Source organism: Candidatus Amarolinea dominans (genome assembly GCF_016704685.1).
Taxonomy (GTDB): Bacteria; Chloroflexota; Anaerolineae; order SSC4; family Amarolineaceae; genus Amarolinea; species Amarolinea dominans.
The window spans coordinates 21,520-39,908 of sequence record NZ_JADIZS010000013.1 but is presented as its reverse complement, the minus strand read 5'-3'; the positions used below and the strand labels follow the sequence as shown (position 1 = coordinate 39,908).

General features: G+C 64.0%; 15 protein-coding genes. 2 read left to right on the top strand and 13 right to left on the bottom strand.

The window, feature by feature from the left end; translation table 11 throughout:
* Positions 1–71 precede the first annotated feature (71 nt).
* From plsX to IPF85_RS09480, 3 genes are all read right to left on the bottom strand, one after another.
* Positions 72–1,184 carry a phosphate acyltransferase PlsX gene (plsX, locus tag IPF85_RS09490; protein ID WP_343407841.1) on the bottom strand — a complete coding sequence of 371 codons (1,113 nt, stop codon included), beginning with the start codon at positions 1,182–1,184 and terminating at the stop codon, positions 72–74.
* A gap of 139 nt (positions 1,185–1,323) precedes the next feature.
* Positions 1,324–2,172 (bottom strand): DegV family protein, encoded by an 849-nt coding sequence (locus IPF85_RS09485; protein ID WP_343407840.1) that lies wholly within the window; start codon positions 2,170–2,172, stop codon positions 1,324–1,326.
* A 450-nt stretch (positions 2,173–2,622) separates the two neighbouring features.
* Complete coding sequence (locus IPF85_RS09480) at positions 2,623–4,158, bottom strand: M28 family peptidase (protein WP_343407839.1); 1,536 nt, start codon at positions 4,156–4,158, stop codon at positions 2,623–2,625.
* A gap of 63 nt (positions 4,159–4,221) precedes the next feature.
* Between IPF85_RS09480 and IPF85_RS09475 the strand changes: the two genes are divergently transcribed.
* Positions 4,222–4,713: a thioesterase family protein gene (locus tag IPF85_RS09475; RefSeq protein WP_343407838.1), complete on the top strand. Its 492-nt coding sequence runs from the start codon at positions 4,222–4,224 to the stop codon at positions 4,711–4,713.
* Positions 4,714–4,759: 46 nt separating this feature from the next.
* Here the strand turns inward: IPF85_RS09475 and IPF85_RS09470 are convergent, their stop codons facing one another.
* From IPF85_RS09470 to IPF85_RS09435, 8 genes are all read right to left on the bottom strand, one after another.
* Positions 4,760–5,155 (bottom strand): hypothetical protein, encoded by a 396-nt coding sequence (locus IPF85_RS09470; RefSeq protein WP_343407837.1) that lies wholly within the window; start codon positions 5,153–5,155, stop codon positions 4,760–4,762.
* On the bottom strand, positions 5,152–6,066 hold the full coding sequence (locus tag IPF85_RS09465; RefSeq protein WP_343407836.1) for a helix-turn-helix transcriptional regulator: 915 nt from the start codon (positions 6,064–6,066) through the stop codon (positions 5,152–5,154). The genes IPF85_RS09470 and IPF85_RS09465 overlap by 4 nt, the downstream gene beginning before the upstream one ends.
* 4 nt (positions 6,067–6,070) lie before the next feature.
* Positions 6,071–6,775, bottom strand: coding sequence for an SMC-Scp complex subunit ScpB (gene scpB, locus IPF85_RS09460; protein ID WP_343407835.1), 705 nt, complete (start codon positions 6,773–6,775; stop codon positions 6,071–6,073).
* A gap of 5 nt (positions 6,776–6,780) precedes the next feature.
* Positions 6,781–7,359: a hypothetical protein gene (locus IPF85_RS09455; RefSeq protein ID WP_343407834.1), complete on the bottom strand. Its 579-nt coding sequence runs from the start codon at positions 7,357–7,359 to the stop codon at positions 6,781–6,783.
* Positions 7,360–8,042: 683 nt separating this feature from the next.
* Positions 8,043–8,534 (bottom strand): hypothetical protein, encoded by a 492-nt coding sequence (locus IPF85_RS09450; protein WP_343407833.1) that lies wholly within the window; start codon positions 8,532–8,534, stop codon positions 8,043–8,045.
* A 379-nt stretch (positions 8,535–8,913) separates the two neighbouring features.
* Positions 8,914–11,754 (bottom strand): YfhO family protein, encoded by a 2,841-nt coding sequence (locus IPF85_RS09445; RefSeq protein WP_343407832.1) that lies wholly within the window; start codon positions 11,752–11,754, stop codon positions 8,914–8,916.
* A complete protein-coding gene (locus IPF85_RS09440) occupies positions 11,754–13,973 on the bottom strand; it encodes a hypothetical protein (protein WP_343407831.1) in 2,220 nt (739 codons plus the stop codon). Before IPF85_RS09440 ends, IPF85_RS09445 begins: the two co-directional genes overlap by 1 nt.
* Positions 13,974–14,099: 126 nt before the next feature.
* On the bottom strand, positions 14,100–15,515 hold the full coding sequence (locus IPF85_RS09435) for a glycosyltransferase family 39 protein (RefSeq protein ID WP_343407945.1): 1,416 nt from the start codon (positions 15,513–15,515) through the stop codon (positions 14,100–14,102).
* A 236-nt stretch (positions 15,516–15,751) separates the two neighbouring features.
* Between IPF85_RS09435 and IPF85_RS09430 the strand changes: the two genes are divergently transcribed.
* Complete coding sequence (locus IPF85_RS09430) at positions 15,752–15,961, top strand: hypothetical protein (RefSeq protein WP_343407830.1); 210 nt, start codon at positions 15,752–15,754, stop codon at positions 15,959–15,961.
* A gap of 175 nt (positions 15,962–16,136) precedes the next feature.
* On the opposite strand, the gene IPF85_RS09425 is transcribed toward IPF85_RS09430, so the two are convergent.
* Together IPF85_RS09425 and IPF85_RS09420 are read right to left on the bottom strand one after the other, a co-directional pair.
* Complete coding sequence (locus tag IPF85_RS09425) at positions 16,137–16,721, bottom strand: response regulator (RefSeq protein WP_343407829.1); 585 nt, start codon at positions 16,719–16,721, stop codon at positions 16,137–16,139.
* Between the two features lie 64 nt (positions 16,722–16,785).
* Complete coding sequence (locus IPF85_RS09420) at positions 16,786–18,324, bottom strand: histidine kinase N-terminal domain-containing protein (RefSeq protein WP_343407828.1); 1,539 nt, start codon at positions 18,322–18,324, stop codon at positions 16,786–16,788.
* Between the last annotated feature and the right edge of the window lie 65 nt (positions 18,325–18,389).

Below are 18,389 nucleotides of genomic sequence, written 5' to 3'. Positions count from 1 at the left end.
TCTCAGCTCTTTCTTAGCTCTTTCTCAGCACTCACTCAGCACTCTCAAAAACGAGAACCTGTTTCCTGGGATCAATCATCGCCCAGGCTTCGCGCCTGGACACCGGCGCGGATGGCTTCCAGGGTGTTGTTTTCAACCGCCTGTTTGGCTGTCCGCAGGGCGCCGCGCACCGCCTTGGCGTTCGAACGACCATGCCCGACCAGCAGCAAGCCGTCCAACCCAAGCAGCGGCGCCGATCCATACTCGGTATAATCGAGCCGGCGCGCGACCTTGCGCAGCCCCGGCAACAGCAGGGCCGCGGGCAAGGCCAGCGCCGCCGCCAGTCCGAGCAGCAGGCGCAGCAGAAAATCAGGGACGCCCTGCGCGGTGAGCGCGGCCAACGCCACGGTGGGCAAGAGTCCAAGCGCCGCATTGCGCGCCAAGTTGGCCCGTAATTCGCGGCGCAGCGCGGTCAGCAGCAGCTTGACGATGCCCTCGCCGAATTTGATGATGACATTGCCGGTGAAGCCATCGGTGATGACCACGTCGGCGACGCCGGCCACGATGTCCTTGCCTTCGACATTGCCCACAAAGTTCAAACCGCTATCGGCCTTGAGCAGCGGCACCGTCTCTTTGACCAGTTCGCTGCCCTTGCCCTCTTCTTCGCCGTTGGACACAATCGCGACGCGCGGGCGCTCAAGGTGAAAAACCCGCTCGGCGTACAGGCTGCCCATGACCGCGAACTGATGCAAGTATTCAGGCTTCACCTCGGTGTTTGCACCGATGTCGAGCAGCAGGCAGAAGCCGTCGCCGCTCGGAAAGAGCGTCGTCAACGCCGGGCGCTTGATGCCCTTGATGCGACCGAGGACGAACAGGCCCGTCGCCAGTGCGCCGCCGGTGTTGCCACAGGTGACAAAGGCGTCCGCCTCGCCGCGCTTCACCAGGTTGGCGCCCACGGCCATGGTCGAATCGCGTTTGCTGCGGGCGGCCGTCGCCGGATGATCGGTCATCTCCAGCACCTGGCTGGCATGCACAAGCGGCAGCGCCAGGCCGTCCGTCTTGTGTTTAGCCAACTCGCGCCGGATCACATCCTCCGGGCCAACCAGGATGATCTCGATTCCAAACTCACGCGCGGCTTGCACCGCGCCAGCGACAGTCACGGCCGGCGCGTGATCGCCGCCCATGACATCCAGCGCAATTTTCACGACTTTCTCCTAACCCGGATCAGCCGGGATCAAACAGGGCGGTCTCTGCCACGAATTTCACAGATTGGCCCCTTTGCCTTCGTGCAAATTCGTGCCATGCGTGGCGAGGGAGTCCTTGCTCTCCATGCAAGAAGTCAACCTACAAGGCGTAGATCGCCAGGCCCAATGCCCCCGGCCCGGCCAACGCGGCCAGCACCGGCCCAATCTCGATCACCTGCACTTCCACCACGTGCAGGCGCTGGCGCATCTCCAGGTTGAAGCGTTCGGCTTCGGGTGCGCAACGGGCGTTGACCACCGCCACACGCACCGGCCGGTCTCCGAAAATTTCGTGCGCCCGCGTCAGAATATCTTCTAATGAACGCTTGCGCCCCCGCACCCGTGCAATGGGTTGAATGGTGCCATCGTGCATGAAGCGCAGAATGGGCTTGACATCGAGCAAGTTGCCAATGCCGGCCGTCAGGCGCGGCACCCGGCCGCTGGCGGCGAGATACTTGAGCGTTTCTGTCGTGAAGAAGGTGTGCGTGTTGTCGCGGACCACCGGCAGTTTAGCCATGATGTCAGCCAGACTGGCGCCCTGCTGAGCCATTTCGGCGGCTACCACAATTTGCCAGCCGCTGTCCATCGAAGCGCCCTTCGCATCCCAGACGGTAACCCGGTGCGCAGGCGCCAGCTCAATGGCCGCCATAGCCGAGGCATAGGTGCCACTCAGCGCGGACGAGACGGTGATGCAGAGAATGTCATCCTCGACCGGCAGGTTGCGAATGGCTGCAGCAAACTGTTGTGGGGTAGGTTGGGAGGTGGTTGGGAGTTTGTCGGAGGTGAGTAGAATCTGATAGAAGGCTTCGATTGATAGCTCAACTTTGTTGAGGTAGCTCTTGATGCCCTGCGCAGTGGGGACGTTCAACAGGGCAGGAACTTCGACGATGTTCAGGCGGGCAATCAAATCATCGGGCAAAGAATTACTGGAGTCACAAACAATGCGGACCATGCTCGTTTCCTTTATGGGAAAAAATTGCGTTTCCATCGGATATCTGGCGCCGTCGAATCCTCAGACAGAGGAAATGGGCGGAGTGCAGCGCCGGTCGGTGGTTGGGGTTCGTAAAAATATAACTTCCGTGTTTCTCAGCGTTTTCTCGGCAAAATACAGAAACGAATTCTTTTGCGAACCCCTGGCACTCAGTATACCAAAACTAGCACGGTTGACAACTTTCTCCTTTCTGGTATAATGTCCTCAGCGTCTTACGCCCCTGTGGTGGAATTGGCATACACGGCAGGTTGAGGGCCTGTGCCCGGTTGGGCGTGTCCGTTCGAGTCGGACCAGGGGCATCAAGAAAAGTCGTCACCGACAAGGTGGCGACTTTTCTTGTTCCAGACCGACGCCGCGCCGACCCTGCGGGGCCAGGGCGCCTGACCGCCATTGCCCCGCGGCCTCAGCGGCTCATGCCTGCCATTGCCACGCAGCCAACATCACATCCACAATGTCAATGTGGCCATTATGATCGAGATCCACGCGCCGGTCGTAGCCGGTGTCCCATAATTCGGTAATCATCGTGATGTCGGTGGTTGTCACCTGCCCGTCGCAGTTGATGTCGCCCAACAGGCAGGTGCCGGCAGTCGCGTCGAGCGCGGCAATCAGCATCTTGAGCACTTCGGCGGCCTGCGCAGGCGTTACCTTGTCGGGTGTATCGCACGTGCGGTGATAGCAACTGTAACTGTCGTACTCCTGTTCGATCAGCAGAACCGCCGGCAGGTTGACATCCAGGAAGGGAACATGATCGCTGCCCCACGCATAGTACGACGTGGTGACGTTGAGCGTGGTGTAGGTCTGCGCGTTCTGGCTGAGGGTCGTCACCAGGCCCACCGCGCCGGGCACGCTGCTGCGGCTTTCCAGCAGAACGTTGAGGGGGTACGCGGCGCTCTTGTAGCCGATCATGTCCATGATGAAGACCCCCTTGATACGGCTGCGCTCACTGGCGCTCAAGGAGTTGACATAGGCCTCGGAGCCATACAGACCCTGCTCTTCACCGGCGAAGGGGATGAAACGCACCGTGGCCTGCGGCGGATACCGGGCCAGGATGCGCGCCATCTCGAGGACACCGGCGGTGCCGCTGGCGTTGTCCTCTGCGCCCGGCGCGTTGGTAGCGGCAGACTGCGACGTGGAATCGTAGTGACCGCCGATGATGTAAACATCATTGGGGCGGATGCGGCCGCTGATCTCCGCGACGACGTTGTGCGCGGTGCCGTAGGGGCTGCTGAACGCCTGCAGGGTGGTGGCATACCCCAGGGATTCGAATTGGGCCTTCAGCCAGTCGCGTGCCAACTGCTGGCCGATGGTGCCTGTGCGCCGCGTGGTGGTGGCCGGCGCTTGAATCGTGGCCAGCCAGGTGATGTCGGCAAAGGTACGGGGGGCGCTGACCGCCGCCACCAGGTCGCTACGGCTATGATCGGGAGCGGCCGCCTCGCTAAACGGCGGCGGTCCGCCCAGGATCTGATTCAACAGCAGTGGGCTGAGTGGGTGAAGATGAAAGTCCTGATGGCCGTGGTGCGCAACCTCGTCTATCTCCTGCACGTGCGGGACAACATCTGGATGCTGCGCCAGCCAGGCGTCAACGCTGGCGCGCTGCGCGATGGCCGTGTGACCGGAGCGCAGCAGAACCGGCAGGCCGTCTGGTGGCAGGCGCACGGCGACGAAACTGCTGGCATCGGCATCGTCGGCCACCAGGATCGGCGCCGGGCCGGCCGGCGGGGTCAGCGCCGCTGCCGGCATATCGCCCGCCACCAACGCCTGTGTGCCCAGTTGCACCCACCAGGCGACGCCGGGGGCATGCAACAGGTCAGCGCGCTGCGTGGGGTTCAGGCTGCTGAGATCAACCACGAAGGTGTGACCAAAAGCGGCCGCGTGCAGCGAGCCAGCCGTGCTGAGAAAAATGATCAGAAGAAGAAGCACAAGCGACTGACATTTTCTGGTTGACATGTTGACTCCTTGACCTTTGCTCGATACTACCGTCTATGCTATGCTTGCCAGCAGGAGGAAGTCATGACTGATTTGCTGACACGCCGTGAATGGCTGGAAGGAAATGAAGCGTGTGCGGTCGTTTCGGTACGCTATGCGGAGACCGACGCGATGGGCATCGCCCATCACAGCAACACCATCATCTGGTTCGAGGAGGGGCGCAGCAGCCTGCTGCGCTGCGTGGGCTATCCGTACAGTCAGATCGAACAGGCCGGTTTTTACCTGACGGTGGCCGAAGTGATGGCACGCTACGTGACGCCTGCACGCTACGAGGACTTGCTGATCATCCGCACGCGCCTGGGCGCGCTGCGCAGCCGTGGCATCCGGTTTGACTACCAGATCGTGCGTGCCCGTGACAGCCTGGTGCTGGCCGGCGGCTATTCTCGGCACATTTGCATTACGCATGCCGGGCAGCCCACGCGTATCCCGGAGGCTGTCATGAATTACCTGACTCCGTATCTGCAACCCGACTCTCCCGGTCAGCGCCCGCGGCACGGCCCATTCGCCCATGAATGAATTTAATGAATTCATTGAATTCATTGAATTCATTCGGTGGACCGATCTACTCCCAGCGGTCCACCATATGGCGTTGGACGACAAGCGACGCGCCATCAGCTTGCCGAATCTCGACAGCGCCCAAGTCCCACCATTGCACGGCGCCGGTCAGCGTTTCACTGTTGCGTAAGACCAGGGTCAGCGGCCGGCCGCTTTCCTGCGCATCTACCAGCGCCGCGGTCAGCCCCTTGCGCGGCCAGTGTTGGCGCCAGCGCAGCTCCTCCGCCGCCACTCCGAAATAGGCCGCCATCTTCTCCAGCAGTTGTTCGTCGCCGATGGACCGATAGCGCTGCTCGATCTGGCGATAGATGCCGGGTGCGATCCCTGTGTCCGTTTCGATCTGCCAGGGCGTCGGCCCGCCCTTGAGCGCGCGCAAGAAGCGCACATAGTCCCCCAGGCTCATAGTGTCACCGGCGTTGGGGGCTGGCGATAATAGGCAATGGCGAGTTTTTGGATGGTCGTCTCGGCGCCGGATGGCTCACGTACGGTGATGGCATACGGGCTGAACCCAATCACCTGGCCAACGACCTGGCTGCCATCGAACAGCTTGAAATCCAGCAGCGCGCCTTGCGTCTGTTTCGCAGTCAGATATTTGAATTCGAACTCATCCACCGATTCGGGCAAGTACGGGCGCTGCCGTTTGCCTTTGGGGCGATTGGGATGTTCCTCGACGATACGTTTCTGCAAACTGCCCAAGAGCAGAGAGGCCTCACGGCGATTCATCTCACTCAACGGCTTGCCGACCTCGGCTTCCAGTTGGCTTTGTTCCACGCCGAGACGCGTGCCCAGGCTGAGCAGATGGGCGACCTGGCTGGGCCGCACCGGGCCGGGTATGGGCGGTGCGCGGTGTTCCTGATCGGGGCGCTCCCCGCGGTCAGGGCGTTCGCGGCGCGGCGGGCGCCGGTCGGACGCGGCGTAGCGCGGCGCGCCCCCCTCGGGCCGGGGCGGGCCTGCGGGGCGGTTGCCAGGCGGGCGTTGATCTCCGTCGGACGGGCTTGAGGGCAGCGCAGGCCCTGGCCCTGCAGGCGGGCTGGCGGGAGTCTGAGGAGTAGGAGGCGCCGGGCGTGAGGCCGCGCCGGCTTCAGCGGCCGAAGGAAACGGGGCGGGCGGGGGCATGGGCGGCGGATCGGACTGAATCTTGATCTCCCACGGCTCCACATAGAGCGAACGGGCAAGCCTCTCGATGTCTGTCAGAGGGATCGGAATTTCGCCCATCTCGTAGCGCCGCAGGACTTTGGATGAGATACCGGTGCGACCGCTCAATTCGCCAATCGTCATGCGTTTGCGTTTACGTACTTTCCAGAGATCTTCCATAATCTTATGCTCCTCGCTCTGTTGCTCCGTCATCTGCTATGGCATGGTCTGCTGCGCCGTGCTCGTTGGTTGGGCGCCGGGTGTCAACCTCGGCTCGAGCCTCCGTGGTTGTTTCATCCGCAACCGTCACCGCCTGTGCATCACGCGCGGCCAGCTCGGCCATAATGGCCTCCGGCAACGGCGGCAGGTCTTCTACGCAGTTCAGGCTAAAATACTGCAAAAACTCGAAGGTGGTGCCGTACAGGATAGGGCGTCCTACCGCGTCCAGGCGCCCTTGATCTTCGATCAGGCTGCGGCTCAGCAGTGTGCGAATCACACCGTCACAGTTGACCCCCCGAATCGCTTCCAGTTGTGTCCGCGTCACCGGCTGGCGATAGGCGATCATGGCCAACGTCTCCAGGGCTGCCGGCGATAGCTTGGGGTTGGTGTCGAGTCCCAGCAGGCGTTCGATGACGGGGGCCGCGCTCGGCAGGGTCGTCAACTGCACCAGGTCATTCTTGCGCTGCAAGCGAAGGCCGCGTCCGACCAGGCTTGCGTCCAGCTCGGACAGCGCCCCTTCGACCTGCGTCGGCTCGACCAACAACACCGCGGCCAGGCGCGCCAGGGTGAGAGGCTCGGCCGCCACAAATAGCAGGCTTTCGATCAACACGCTCAGGGCTTCTGGCGCGCGCGCGGGAGATTCGGCGTCGGTCAACAGATCTGTCACCATGATGCTCAGCGTGCGCTTCCCTTCTCGATGGTGGCACGCTCGGCGTAAGGCGCATGGTCAATCTGCACTTCCACCTTGCCCAGGCGCAGGCCCATGCGCTGCTCGACCACTTCACGCGTTACGGCCAGAATCTCTTCGGTCTTCATCGGCACTTCGATGTCCGGCGTGGTGCGAACGCTCAGCTTGATGTCCACGCTCGTACCGTGCGCTTTCACCTCAGAAGTGACGCCAACCACATCGGCCAGTTGGTCAAGGTGCCAGGCGAGCCGGCGCATGACCGAATCGGCGGTCAGCGTGGCCGCGCCGCTATTGGTCTGCACTCGAACGGTCGCGGGCCGGGTGCGCCGGACTTGCAGCCAGATGAATGGAATGAGAACCAGGGCCGCGGCCACCACGACCAGCACCTGCCCCAGCCTGAACTGCGGCCCAAAATCGTAATAGGCTTGGGTCAGGGTCTCATTCAGGTTGCTGACGATCTGCTGCGCCAGACTCAAGGCGCCAAAGGGAAACACCGCAACGCCCAGCAGGCAGACAAATAGCGTAAGAAAAAACAGAAAGACAATCAGACGATTCAGGCCATGCATCGCACACCTCACATTAGGTCCGACGATCGCTCACATTAGGTCCGGCGACCGCTCACAGTTGCCGCTTCTGTGTCATTATACCCGACTTTCAGGTGTACGTCTACCTCGGCCCCTGAGAACAGAGGAACTTTCTTACAGGCGCGCCAAGCCTTTCGCAATCCGGAGACGGCCCAGGCCTATCTCAATTTGCTCGTGCTCTGGCACAACATGCGCAGCTTCCAGCGCGGCAAACGCGCCGGCCACAGTCCCTTCCAGTGGACGAATATCACCCCTGGCGCCGACGACTGACTAACCCTGCTCGGCTATCCTGCCGCCTGAGGGCGGTCGGCCCCGGCACGACACCGCGGCGCGCCTTTGTACGGCGCGGCTGCGGTTCTGACCGGCTGTCCTGCACAAGTAGCGAAAAGGGAAAGAAGGTGTACAATAGCAGCAAATATCGTTTCATTGATTGGGTGATGTTGCTGCCCGAGGAACTAGAGTTGGAATATGACCGGCGAGTGGACGAGTATCAGGAGGAACACAAACCGGTGAAGCGCCGTTGCGTCGGCGTCGTCTGATAGGGCGTCCCTCGATTCTCCCTCACGGCTTGTAGCGCAGCTCCGCATCGGGTGCGCCGTTCTCGTTGACCGTCTTCTCCGCCACGAATTTCACTAATTTGCACGAATTGAGCTTCTGCCTTCGTGTCAATTCGTGTAATTCGTGGCAAAAATCCGCCCGGCTTTCTCTGCCACGAATTTCACTAATTTACACGAATCGAGCTTCTGCCCTCGTGGCAATTCGTGCAATTCGTGGCCGAAAGTCGGGCTGATGGTCTCCTTGACCCGGTTGCCGTCGCCGTCGTACACGTAGCTGGCGGTCACGCCCCCGGACATGGCGGTCAGCGTCGCGCCCGCAGCCAGTTGGCCGATGACCCATTCCAGCCGGCGCTCGGTTTCCAGGTAGCTGAAATCCCCCTCCCCGGCCGGCCAGTAGGCCAGCTCCAGCGGCAGGGTGTCGCTCACCACCAGTCCGCTCAGGTCGCGGTCGGCCAGGGTGTTGGTGATGACCACGGTGTAGGTGACGACGCCCGCCGGCTCGACCTGCTGCGGCGTCGCAGCCAGCGTCAACTGCACCGGCGCAGGCGCGGGCGTCGCATCGGGATCGGAAATGAGATCGAAGTTGGGATCAGGGGACATGAGTTTAGCAGCGGAATTTATCTGGGGGGGGGGAGGTAGCAGCAGCAGCCGTGGAAAAGAGCAGACTGCACACCACCAGCAGATGAACCAACGACGGCAGGCGCGGCGCGAGCCGGCCGCGAGCAGAATGTCGGGAGGAGAGGGGAGAGAAAGTAGAAAGTAGAAAAGAGAGAGTAGAAGAACGGCGTAACATGACAACGGACTCCTTTCGTGCAGCAATCGAAACGGCTGGGGTCAGGGACATTTTCCTGACTGCTGTAAGGAGGTCGCGGGCGGGAGAGAGAACTCGCGCCAGGGACTTCCGGCGGCGAGAGGCGACTCGGAAGGCGGGGGAACAGAGCTGTTAACGAGCCGAGCATATCATGACCGCGGCGGTCTGTCAAGAGGGAAGATTCGAGATTCGAGACCTGAGAAGAAACCAAACGCCGAGGCCCAGCAAGGTGATGAAGGTGATGAAGGTGATGCGCTGACCCTGCATCAACGAGGCGGGTGCAAAATCGAAGACCACGCGATGCACGCCAGGCGCCAGGCGCAGGCCGCGGAACAGCAGGTTAGCCTGCTCGATACGAACCGGCGCCCCGTCCACGGTGGCGCGCCAGCCCGGATAGTGGGTGTCGCTGAGAACCAGGATGCCGGGCGCGGTCAGCGTGGCGCTGATCACCACCTGTTCAGGCGCATACCGTTCGATCACGGCGCGGCCCGCGGCCGCGGCGGTCGCCTGTCCGGAGGATGCGTCGCGGTTGATCGCGACGGGCGCCGGCAGGCTGCGGTCTGCTTCCAGGACCACCTGCTGGCCGGGCGCAAAGTCCGGCCGGCGCAGCGCCTCCAGGGCCGCGGCCGCGTCCGCAACCTCGATCACGCCCGTGGCCGGCGCCACATAGGCCCGCGGCAGCACATCGCGTTTCTCGTAGATTTTGACATCGCCGGAATGCACGCGCCGCCAATCGCCCTGCGCCGGCGTGATGAGCGCCTGGCTGCTCCCGGTACGCACGTCAATCAGGCTGACGCCTTGCAGCACGAAATCGCTGCCTGGCGCTGTCCCGGTTACCTCGACCGTGACGATCTGCGAGGGCGCGGTCAGGGTCAGCACGGTCAGGTAATCCTGACCGTCGGCGTGATCGCGCCAGGGATGAGCGCTGCGCGCCGGCTGATGCGCCACCGCGCCGGCGCGCCAACTGCCCTCGGCCGTGTCCTGGCCGGCGCGCAGGGCAAATGCGGTCCAGCGCCCGTCCGCCGCCTGCACGCGCACCGCGGCCACCGGCGTGCCATCCGCCAGGCTGGCGGCGCCCGCCAGGTGCGACATCACGCCCAGGGCCGTCGCCTCGAACGGCTGGTCAGCGGGCAAGGTCTGGCGCCACGTCTCGCCGGCCGCCAGGGGCGCGCTGAACTGCAGGTCGTAGTAGACGTTGTCTACCCACACATCGAAGACTTTGTCGGTGATGATGAAGCGCGTGTTGAGCAGATCGAGGAGGGGAGCCGGCGGCACGCGCCGCAGCTGCTCGCGCAGGCGCCCGTCCGGCGCCAACTGATCGTCCGGCACGAACAGGCGCTGCAGATCCACGTAACGCGTCAGCGGCAGCACGCCGCCATCGTAGCCATCCACACTGGACAGGCGCCAGAGCAGCGGCAGATTGGGCGCCACGATCTCCTTTTGCTTGCTGGCCACGATCAGGTCGTACAGCGCGGCCGGGTCCAACTGTCCGGCGAACAGGTGCGCCAGGTCGGTTTGATCACCGGGATCGTAGGTGATGCCGGACATGCTGAGGAAGCGCCACAGGCCCGGTTCGCTGAGGAGGTACGCGGGCGCGTTGCGCAGGGAGGTCACCGCGGCCGGCGCGGTCGGGTGCGTGTGCGGCAACAGGTTGCTGGCGACGAGCAGTTCGACGACAAGCAGGGCGCCGCCGGCCCAGATCAGCCAGCGCAGCCGCGGCCTCTGACCGGCCCGCGCCTGGATGGCATCAACCCCGACGGCGATCAGGCCGGCCATGCCGGCGGTGTAGAGCAACAGCCAGCGGGCCGGGGCACGGAACAGCGCCCAGCCGGGGATCACGCGGTAGGCCAGGTAGTAGAGGGGGTTGTAGGCGCCGACGGCCAGCGCCAAACCTCCCAGGGCCAGGGCCAGCAGCGGCCAGCGCCAGCGTTTCCCAACGCGGGCGCCCCACATAGCCAGCAGCAGGCCGCTGACGCCGAGATACGCGACATATTCGGCGTAGGCTACGGTGCCGAAGCGTGCGGCCAGGTTTTGCCCGTAGGCTGGGAGCAGCGCCCAGGGCAGCCACTGCGGCTTGAGCGAAAACGAGACCACCTCGCGGTAGGTCATGCCGTTGGCGCGCGGCGAGAGCGCGCTCAACTCGAGCGTGGGCACAAGCTGGATGGCCGCCAGCCCCAGGCCGATGACCAGGCCGAGCGCCAGGATCAGCAGAGGCCACGCGCCCGCGCGGGAGAAGAGCGGTCGCAGCCAACCTTGCGCCCGTCGCCAGGCCGCCACGCGCTCGCTGGACGCCGCGTGCGGTGGATGTGCGGCACCCAAGCTGCCGGCCAGGGCGTAGAGACCGGCGCCGATGGCGCTGATGTACCAGGCTTGCGTATGCCCCGCCAAAAGCTGCACGGCGAAGATACCGCCGATGATGATGCCCGCCAAGAAACCCGGTCTCTGCACCTTGCCCGCCGAGAAACCCGGTTTCTGCGCCTGCAACCCGGCCAATACCCAGAGCAGGGCGGGGAACCAGGCGTAGGCATTCAACTGGTTGATCTGCCCCACATGCCCGCCGATGAAACCGCTGCCGGCAAAGGCGATGCCGCCCAGCCAGGCAGCCAGCGGCCGCAAGCGCAGCCCGTGACGCAGCCAGCCGTAGGTGAAGACGCCCCCCAGCCAGGCGTGCAGCACGATCGTCCAGACGATGGCGCGCGGCGTGCTCAGCCAGGCCAGCGGCCAGTGCAACGGGTAAAAAACCGCAGCCTGACTGTTCGCCAGAAAGGGCACGCCCAGGAAGAGATACGGATTCCACAGCGGCAGCTTGCCCGCGCGCAGGGCCGCAGCGGCAAAATCACGATAGGGCGTGAAGTAGGTGTACACATCGCCCGTCGCCAGCACGCGGTTGGTGAAGGCCAGCCGTGCAAAGAGCGCCAGCACGAACACCCCCAAGCCGGCCAACGCCAGGGCATCGAGCCAGCGGCCATGTGGCGCGTGGCCAATGGGAGATTCGTTTTGATCGGTCATCACTTTCTCCAAATTCGTCGTGTCTGGGGCGCCGAGACCCGAAAAAGCGTGCGACTCACGCGGTCCGGGTCGCCATAGACCGGCACATCGAGCAGGGCGACCGGTGTCAGGCCAAACTGCCGGCCCGTCGCCTCCAGCACGGGCGCCAGGTCAACCCCATCATCCAGCAGGTAGACGGCGCGGCCCTGCGCGTGCAGCGTTTCGATCACCGTGGCCCATTGGGCAGATGTCCAGTCGGCCGGACGCACGCTGCGCCGATCGCTCAACAGGTCGAGCGCGCCACTGTTGAGGGTGGCCCCGATGATGGCGTCAGGCTCGGTCAGGGCGGCCACCTGCGCGAATGCAGCGCGCTGCGCCGCGCTGACGAAGCCGAAACTGGCGTGCGGCGGTCGCCAGGGGCTGGTCAGCACAGGGTAGGTGCGCGCAGCCAGGGCGAAGATCAGCACAGCCACCGCCAGCGCGGCGACGATCTGCCCGGCGACGGCGCGGACGGCCCAGGCACGGGCCTGCGCGAGTACGGCAACCGCGCCCCAGGCGGTGAATAACGCCAGCAGCGGGAACAGGGAGAGCAGGTCGCGCAGACGCAGGGCGCCGTAGGGCAGGTGGATGGCAAGCAGGGCCAGCACGGTCAGGCCGAGCACCGCGCTGACGCGGGGGGCGCGGCGGGCCAGGTACCAGGCGCCCAGCAGGGTCAGCGGCCACAACAGCCCCCATTCGTTGTGGCGTAGAGCTTCGGCCAGCACCGCGGCCGCGCTACGCCCGATGTGGGCCAGGCTAAACAGGAACGATTCTGGCGATTCTGGCTGCCAAATGGCGCCGGACAGGCGCCAGTGGTACCAGAGATCGGCCAACCCCAGCGGGAGCGCGCCCAGGGCAAAGCCAACGGCCAGCCTGAGGCGTTGGCGCAGGCTGGTTGCCGGCGCCAGCCAGACCAGGAGCGCGATGGGGAGGGCCAGGAACAGTTGGGTGTGACGAATCAAGTAGGCCAGGCCAAAACAAACGCCGCCGGCCAGGCCCCAACGCATGGGCCGGCGCGCGCCATTGCGCCACGCCCACAGCCCGCAGGCCAGCGCCAGCAGGCTGAAGATCTGTGCGCTGACATCGGCCATCGGCACCAGGAGACGGTCCACCTGTTCGAAGCTGGTCGCCAACAGCCAGGCCGTCAATGCGCCGGCCAATGCTGTCCAGGGCAGGCGAGCTCCCTCGGCGCCAGCGACCAGGTGAACGAACCACGCGCTGAGAGCAACCGCCAGCAGCCCAAGCAGCGGCGCGGTCAGATAGAGGGCCGGCTCACCCCAGAGGCGGTAAGGCACGGCAAGCAGCAGGGGCCAGCCCGGCGGCCATACGGTGGCGGCTGTCCCCGCGGCGTCCAACGGCAGCGCGTAGCCGACATGGACCATGGGATACCAGGGCACGCCCGCGTCGCGCAAGGCCGGGAACAACGTGAAACGATGCAGCGGGCTGCCCGTCCCCGCCACATCCACCGCCATCTGCGCGTAGGCGTAAGGATCACTGGCGCTGACGCCCGCGGTGCGCTGACCCACATACAGCCGCGCGGCCCACAGCAAGATGGTCACGAGGATAACCAGGGCCAGTGCCCGGTCCGGTGCCAGCGTTGGGCGCTGGCTGCTGTTTGCCGGGAGCAGGATCAGGCTGCCCAGGCAGAGCAGGGTGAAGGCAAGGCCGGTCAGCAGGGCGGCCGGCAGATCGAACGGCAGGATCCAGGGATCAGGCAACAGGTTGGCCTGCACCTGGGCTTCGAGACCGCTGGGCAACGCCAGGCGCACCGCGGCAATCAGTGCGGGATAGGTCATGGGTAACAGGCCGGCCAGCCAGGCCAGTGCGCGTGCGCGGTCGGCGGCGATCGGTTGCAGGGCCAGAACCCGCACGACGCAGCCAGGCTGGTCACCCCACGGGCGCCGCGTCAACCGGTAGCCCAGCGCGATGAGGAGCGCCAGGCCCAGCGCCAACAGCGGCCACAGCCGGACGGAGAGGGCCGGCACGTTGAACAGGCGGGCCAGGGTGAGCAGGAGTCCGGCCGCGCACACCACGCCCTCCCACTGCGCGACGCGCCCGCGTGACCGCTGCTGCCACGCCCAGAGCAGACCGCCTAAAAACAGGCCGGCCAGCAGCAGGAACAGCGGCCAGGCGCGTCCCAGGGGCGGGGCTGGATCGAGCAAATAGTCAGGGCGCAGGAAGCGCTGCCAGGGAGATGCCATGTGAGAGTCCTGAGATCGGAGATCAGAGATCGGAGATCGGAGATCAGAGATCGGAGATCGGAGATCAGAGATCGAGATCGGAGATCGGAGATCGGAGATCGGAGATCAGAGATCGGAGATCGGAGATCAGAGATCAGAGATCGGTTCGATACGATAGATTAGGAACGAGGGGGAGCCGTCGGGGCGATAGGTTGAATGCAGCCAGTGCAGGCGCAGGCCCTGTGCGGCGAGCGCTGCGGCCAGTGCGTCGTCCTGGCGCCAGGCGGGTATGACGACCAGGCGCGTGTACTGCGGGGGGCCGGCGGCGTCGGCGGCCAGGTAATCCGGCGTGGGATAGTAGATACGCTGGAACTGCGCGCTGTCCAGGTAGTATTGCCAATGCCAGCCCAACCAGTGATGGTAGAGCACGCCGAATGGGTTGTCGGGCAAATACTGACGCACCACCAGCGCCGCCTCTTCGATGCCGTCGTAAGCGCCGTGATCGCTGCCAACGGGATAGCCGCCGTGAGCTGCCCGCCAGGCCGGAACGCTGAGCAGGAGCAAGCCAATCAGCAGGATGATCGGGCCGCCGCGCCGCCACAGCCAGCGCAGAGCCAGCGCGCTGTACAGAGCCAACAGCGGCGCCAGCGGCAGCAGGTAACGATCCCACACCTGAAATGATACCACAACTTGCAGCGCCAGGTAGATCAGCACAAAGCCAAGCAGCGGCAATTCCCACGGCGGCCCCGCCGGGGATCGCCACGGCCTAGAACTGGGTGAAGAGCGTCGCTGCCAGCCCTGGCGCAGGGCTAAGGCCACGCCGAGCAGGAGCAGTCCGGCTGACGCCCATCCCGGCGCAAGAACCTGTGCGGGCGTCAGCCAGGCGACCAGGCGCGGCAGCCAGGCGCTGAGCGGCGCCAGGGACAATCCGCCGTAGCTGACCGCGCTCTGAACCCAAACGGTGGGGGGACCGCCAGGCGGTGTCAGCGCCAGGCGGTGGGCATCCCAGACCAGGGCGGGGCCGAGCGCGAGGATGAGGCCGAGAAGGCCGCGCCAGGCCGCCCAGGCCGGGTGCGCGAGCGGGCGCGGCATCAGGCATACCAGTAGGGGCAGCAGGAGCAGCGCCTGCTGTTTGGTGGCCAGTGCCAGGCCCAGGGAGAAGCCCAGCCAACCCCAGCGGCGCTGTACGGCAGCCAGGCACGCGGCCAGCAGGGTGGTGGTGAGCAAGGGATCGGTGTAGAGGGTGGGCGCAAAGAGAATGGCGAAGGGCGATGCAGCGTAGACCGCCAGAGTCAGCCAGGCGCTAGGGCGGTCGGTCAGACGTCGAGCCAGCGCATAGAGCAGAGTGGCGCTGAGCAGGCTGAGGGCGACGTTGAGCAGGCGCATGGCCGCGACACTGCTGCCGACCGTCTGTTGCCAGGCGGCCAACAGCCAGAGAAACAGAGGCGGTTTGTCCACTGGCACGCCAACCAGCCAGAAGTCATGGCGCGCCAGTCCCAGCGCCCAGGCGGCGTAGAGGGCCTCATCTTCACGGATGGGGTGGGCGTCGAGCGCAACCAGCATCAACCCCCACGCAACCAGGAGCAGTGGCAGAGTGGCCCAACGCTGTGCCCGGCCCTTGTTACCGGATGTCCTGGCAAATTGCTTTGCCGTTTCAACCTGTGCTATACTGCAAGCAGGAACGGACTGCGCTTTTCCGCCTATACAAACAGGCGCAATTTGGGCCTGTTTGCAGGATATTCTGTATTTGATCTGCCGCACAAACGGCGTTACCTGTGCCATCGAAGGAGAAAACAACGTTGACAGAGCCGGTTATGACCGAAATTGTACCGGTGGTGGAGGAAATACGCAGCCTGACGTTTGCCGATGGCTTTCAATTCGGCTGCGGCTTCATGGCGGCGACGGCCCTGGGGATGCTGATTCTGATCCTGCTCATTGTTCTGCTGGCGTTCATCCTGTCCTTGCTCGGCATCAGTGTGCTCGACCTGGGCGGTGGACTGAACTTCTAATAGTGGGCGGCGTAAGTTGCCAGGCAGTTCGTAGTGACGGCTTTAGCCGTTTCTGCGGCCACAGAGCGACTGAAGTCGCCACTACGAACCAGCGGATCGCTTACGCCTAATCGAAAGACTTGTCAACGTGCTGACAGCCGGCCAACCGCTGTCAGCACGTTGTTCGTTTCTGCAATCAACCTTCGCCCACCTGGTGCGCCAGGATGATGGCCTCGGCCACTTCCTTCATGGGCTTGCGGTTATTCATGCTCATCTTCTGAATACGGCGGAAGGCCTCAGCCTCGGTCATGCCCTGGCGATCCATCAGCATGCCCTTGGCGCGGTCAACCAGCTTGCGCGTCTCCAGTGCAAGCTGGATATCGCCCACTTGTCTTTCCAACTCGCGGAATTCCTGGAAGCGCGCCAGCGCGACTTCGATGGCGGGCGCCAGGTCCGCTTCACGAAACGGTTTGACCAGGTAGCCGGCCACCCCGGCCTCGCGCGCACGGACCACCAGGTCACGCTGGTTGTACGCGCTGAGAAGCAGGACGGGCGCGATTTTGTCTTCTGTCAACACCTTGGCCGCTTCGATGCCATCCATGTCCGGCATCTTGATGTCCATGATGATGATGTCCGGGCGCAGTTCACGCGCCAGGTTGACGGCGCTGCGCCCATCCCCCACCTCACCAACCACCAGGTAGCCCAGGTGGGTGAGCATTTCGCGCAGGTCCATGCGAATGAGCGTTTCGTCATCGGCGATGATGATACGGGTACGTTCCACAGTAGTCCCCCTCTTCACAACGAGAACGATCCAGGCGTGGACAGCAGCGTCCGCGCCGCCTGGGTCAAGCGTCAGCCAGTGACGCTTTTGGAAACTCAACGATTGCGGTCGTCCCTTTGGGGATGTTGCCGCGTATTTCGAACTTGCCCTTGAGATCTTCCTGGGCCAGGGTGCGCACGATTTGCAGACCGAGGCCGCGCACCGTTTGCAGGTTGAAGTCGTGCGGCAGGCCCGGGCCATCATCTGTGACCTGCAGGCGCACGAAATCGCCGCCATCTTCGAGCACGACATCAATGAGCACATCGCGCATGACCGGTTCGGTGCTGTGTTCGATCGCGTTGGAAATCAGCTCATTGATGGCCAGCGAACAGGCGGTGGCCTGACGACTCGCCAGGTGCAGACTTGGACCAGCGAGCGTAATGGTGATGACCTGGCCCGGCTTTTGTTCGATGCGTTTGACCTCTTCCGCGATGCGCTGGCACACTTCGCGCATGCTGATGGGGCGACCTTCCTCGCGCGCCAGGTACTCATGAATGATCGCAATGCTGCGAATGCGTTCCTCGGTGTCGGCCAGGGCCGCCCGGGCATCTTCCACGGTCACGATGCGCCGCGCCTGCATCCGTACCAGGGATGCGACCGACGACAGGTTGTTCTTGACCCGATGATGTACTTCTTTGATAAGCGCCGACTTGATCTTAAGCTCCTGCTCACGATGGCGGGCTTCGGTGGCGTCATGGATCAACAAAAAGGCGCCGGCCGGCACCAGGGGCAGAGTGTGTGGGTTGAACCAGGTGCGCGGCTGCTGCCACTGCGGCTGCGCCTGGCGCAGAGGAACGGCTTTGTGTACCCAGTAATGATCGCCAAACTCGACCGTTTCTTCCAGGCAGCGCTGCGCGCGCAGCGCGCGCGCGACCACGGCTTCGTCGTTGGTGGCCAGCCCGCTTAGCCCGCGACGGCGCATGTCCTCAAGGTATCCGACCCGGCGATAGAGGTTGATGGCAATGCCGCTGAGGTATTCGATGGACCCGGCTTCGTTGACATACAGGATGCCGTCGAATTCATGGAAAGGGGACAAGTCCTCGGCGCCTCGCAACTCACCATGCACTGCCATCCACTTCAGCCAACGCATGGCTGTCTGAAAGATACGCTTTCGTCGGCGATGGCGTTCGTGTTCGATCAGGTTGGTCAGGACACTGAAGGCCGCGACGATGACACCGTTACCATCAATGACCGGCCACACCTCTTCGTCCACCGGTGCGCCATCGGTCAGCACCTCGCGCAGGCGGCGCCGATGAGCGCCGCTGGTCAAGGCCTCCATCGCCAACGGATGTTCCTGCGTGTGATAGGTGCGATGTAGGGCAGATTGGCGGTAGAGCGACGAGATGGACGCCGGCATGGCATGGGCCATGACGACCAATTCGTTACGCTGCAACTGGAACAGCACAATATCTGCGCGACTGATGTCGGCAGCAATAGACATGCCCGCCTTGACCCGTTCCAGAAAATCGCTCGTCTGGTCCGGGGCCGGAGCGGGCAGGTGTGTCCCGTTCGTATTTTGTTCGACAGCAAAAGGCTCTCGATCGAGCCATGAGGCATCTGTCATAGATGCCGCCTTTCCTATGCAACCGAAAGATAGCGAAAAGCCGACGGCTGTGCAACCATCGGCCT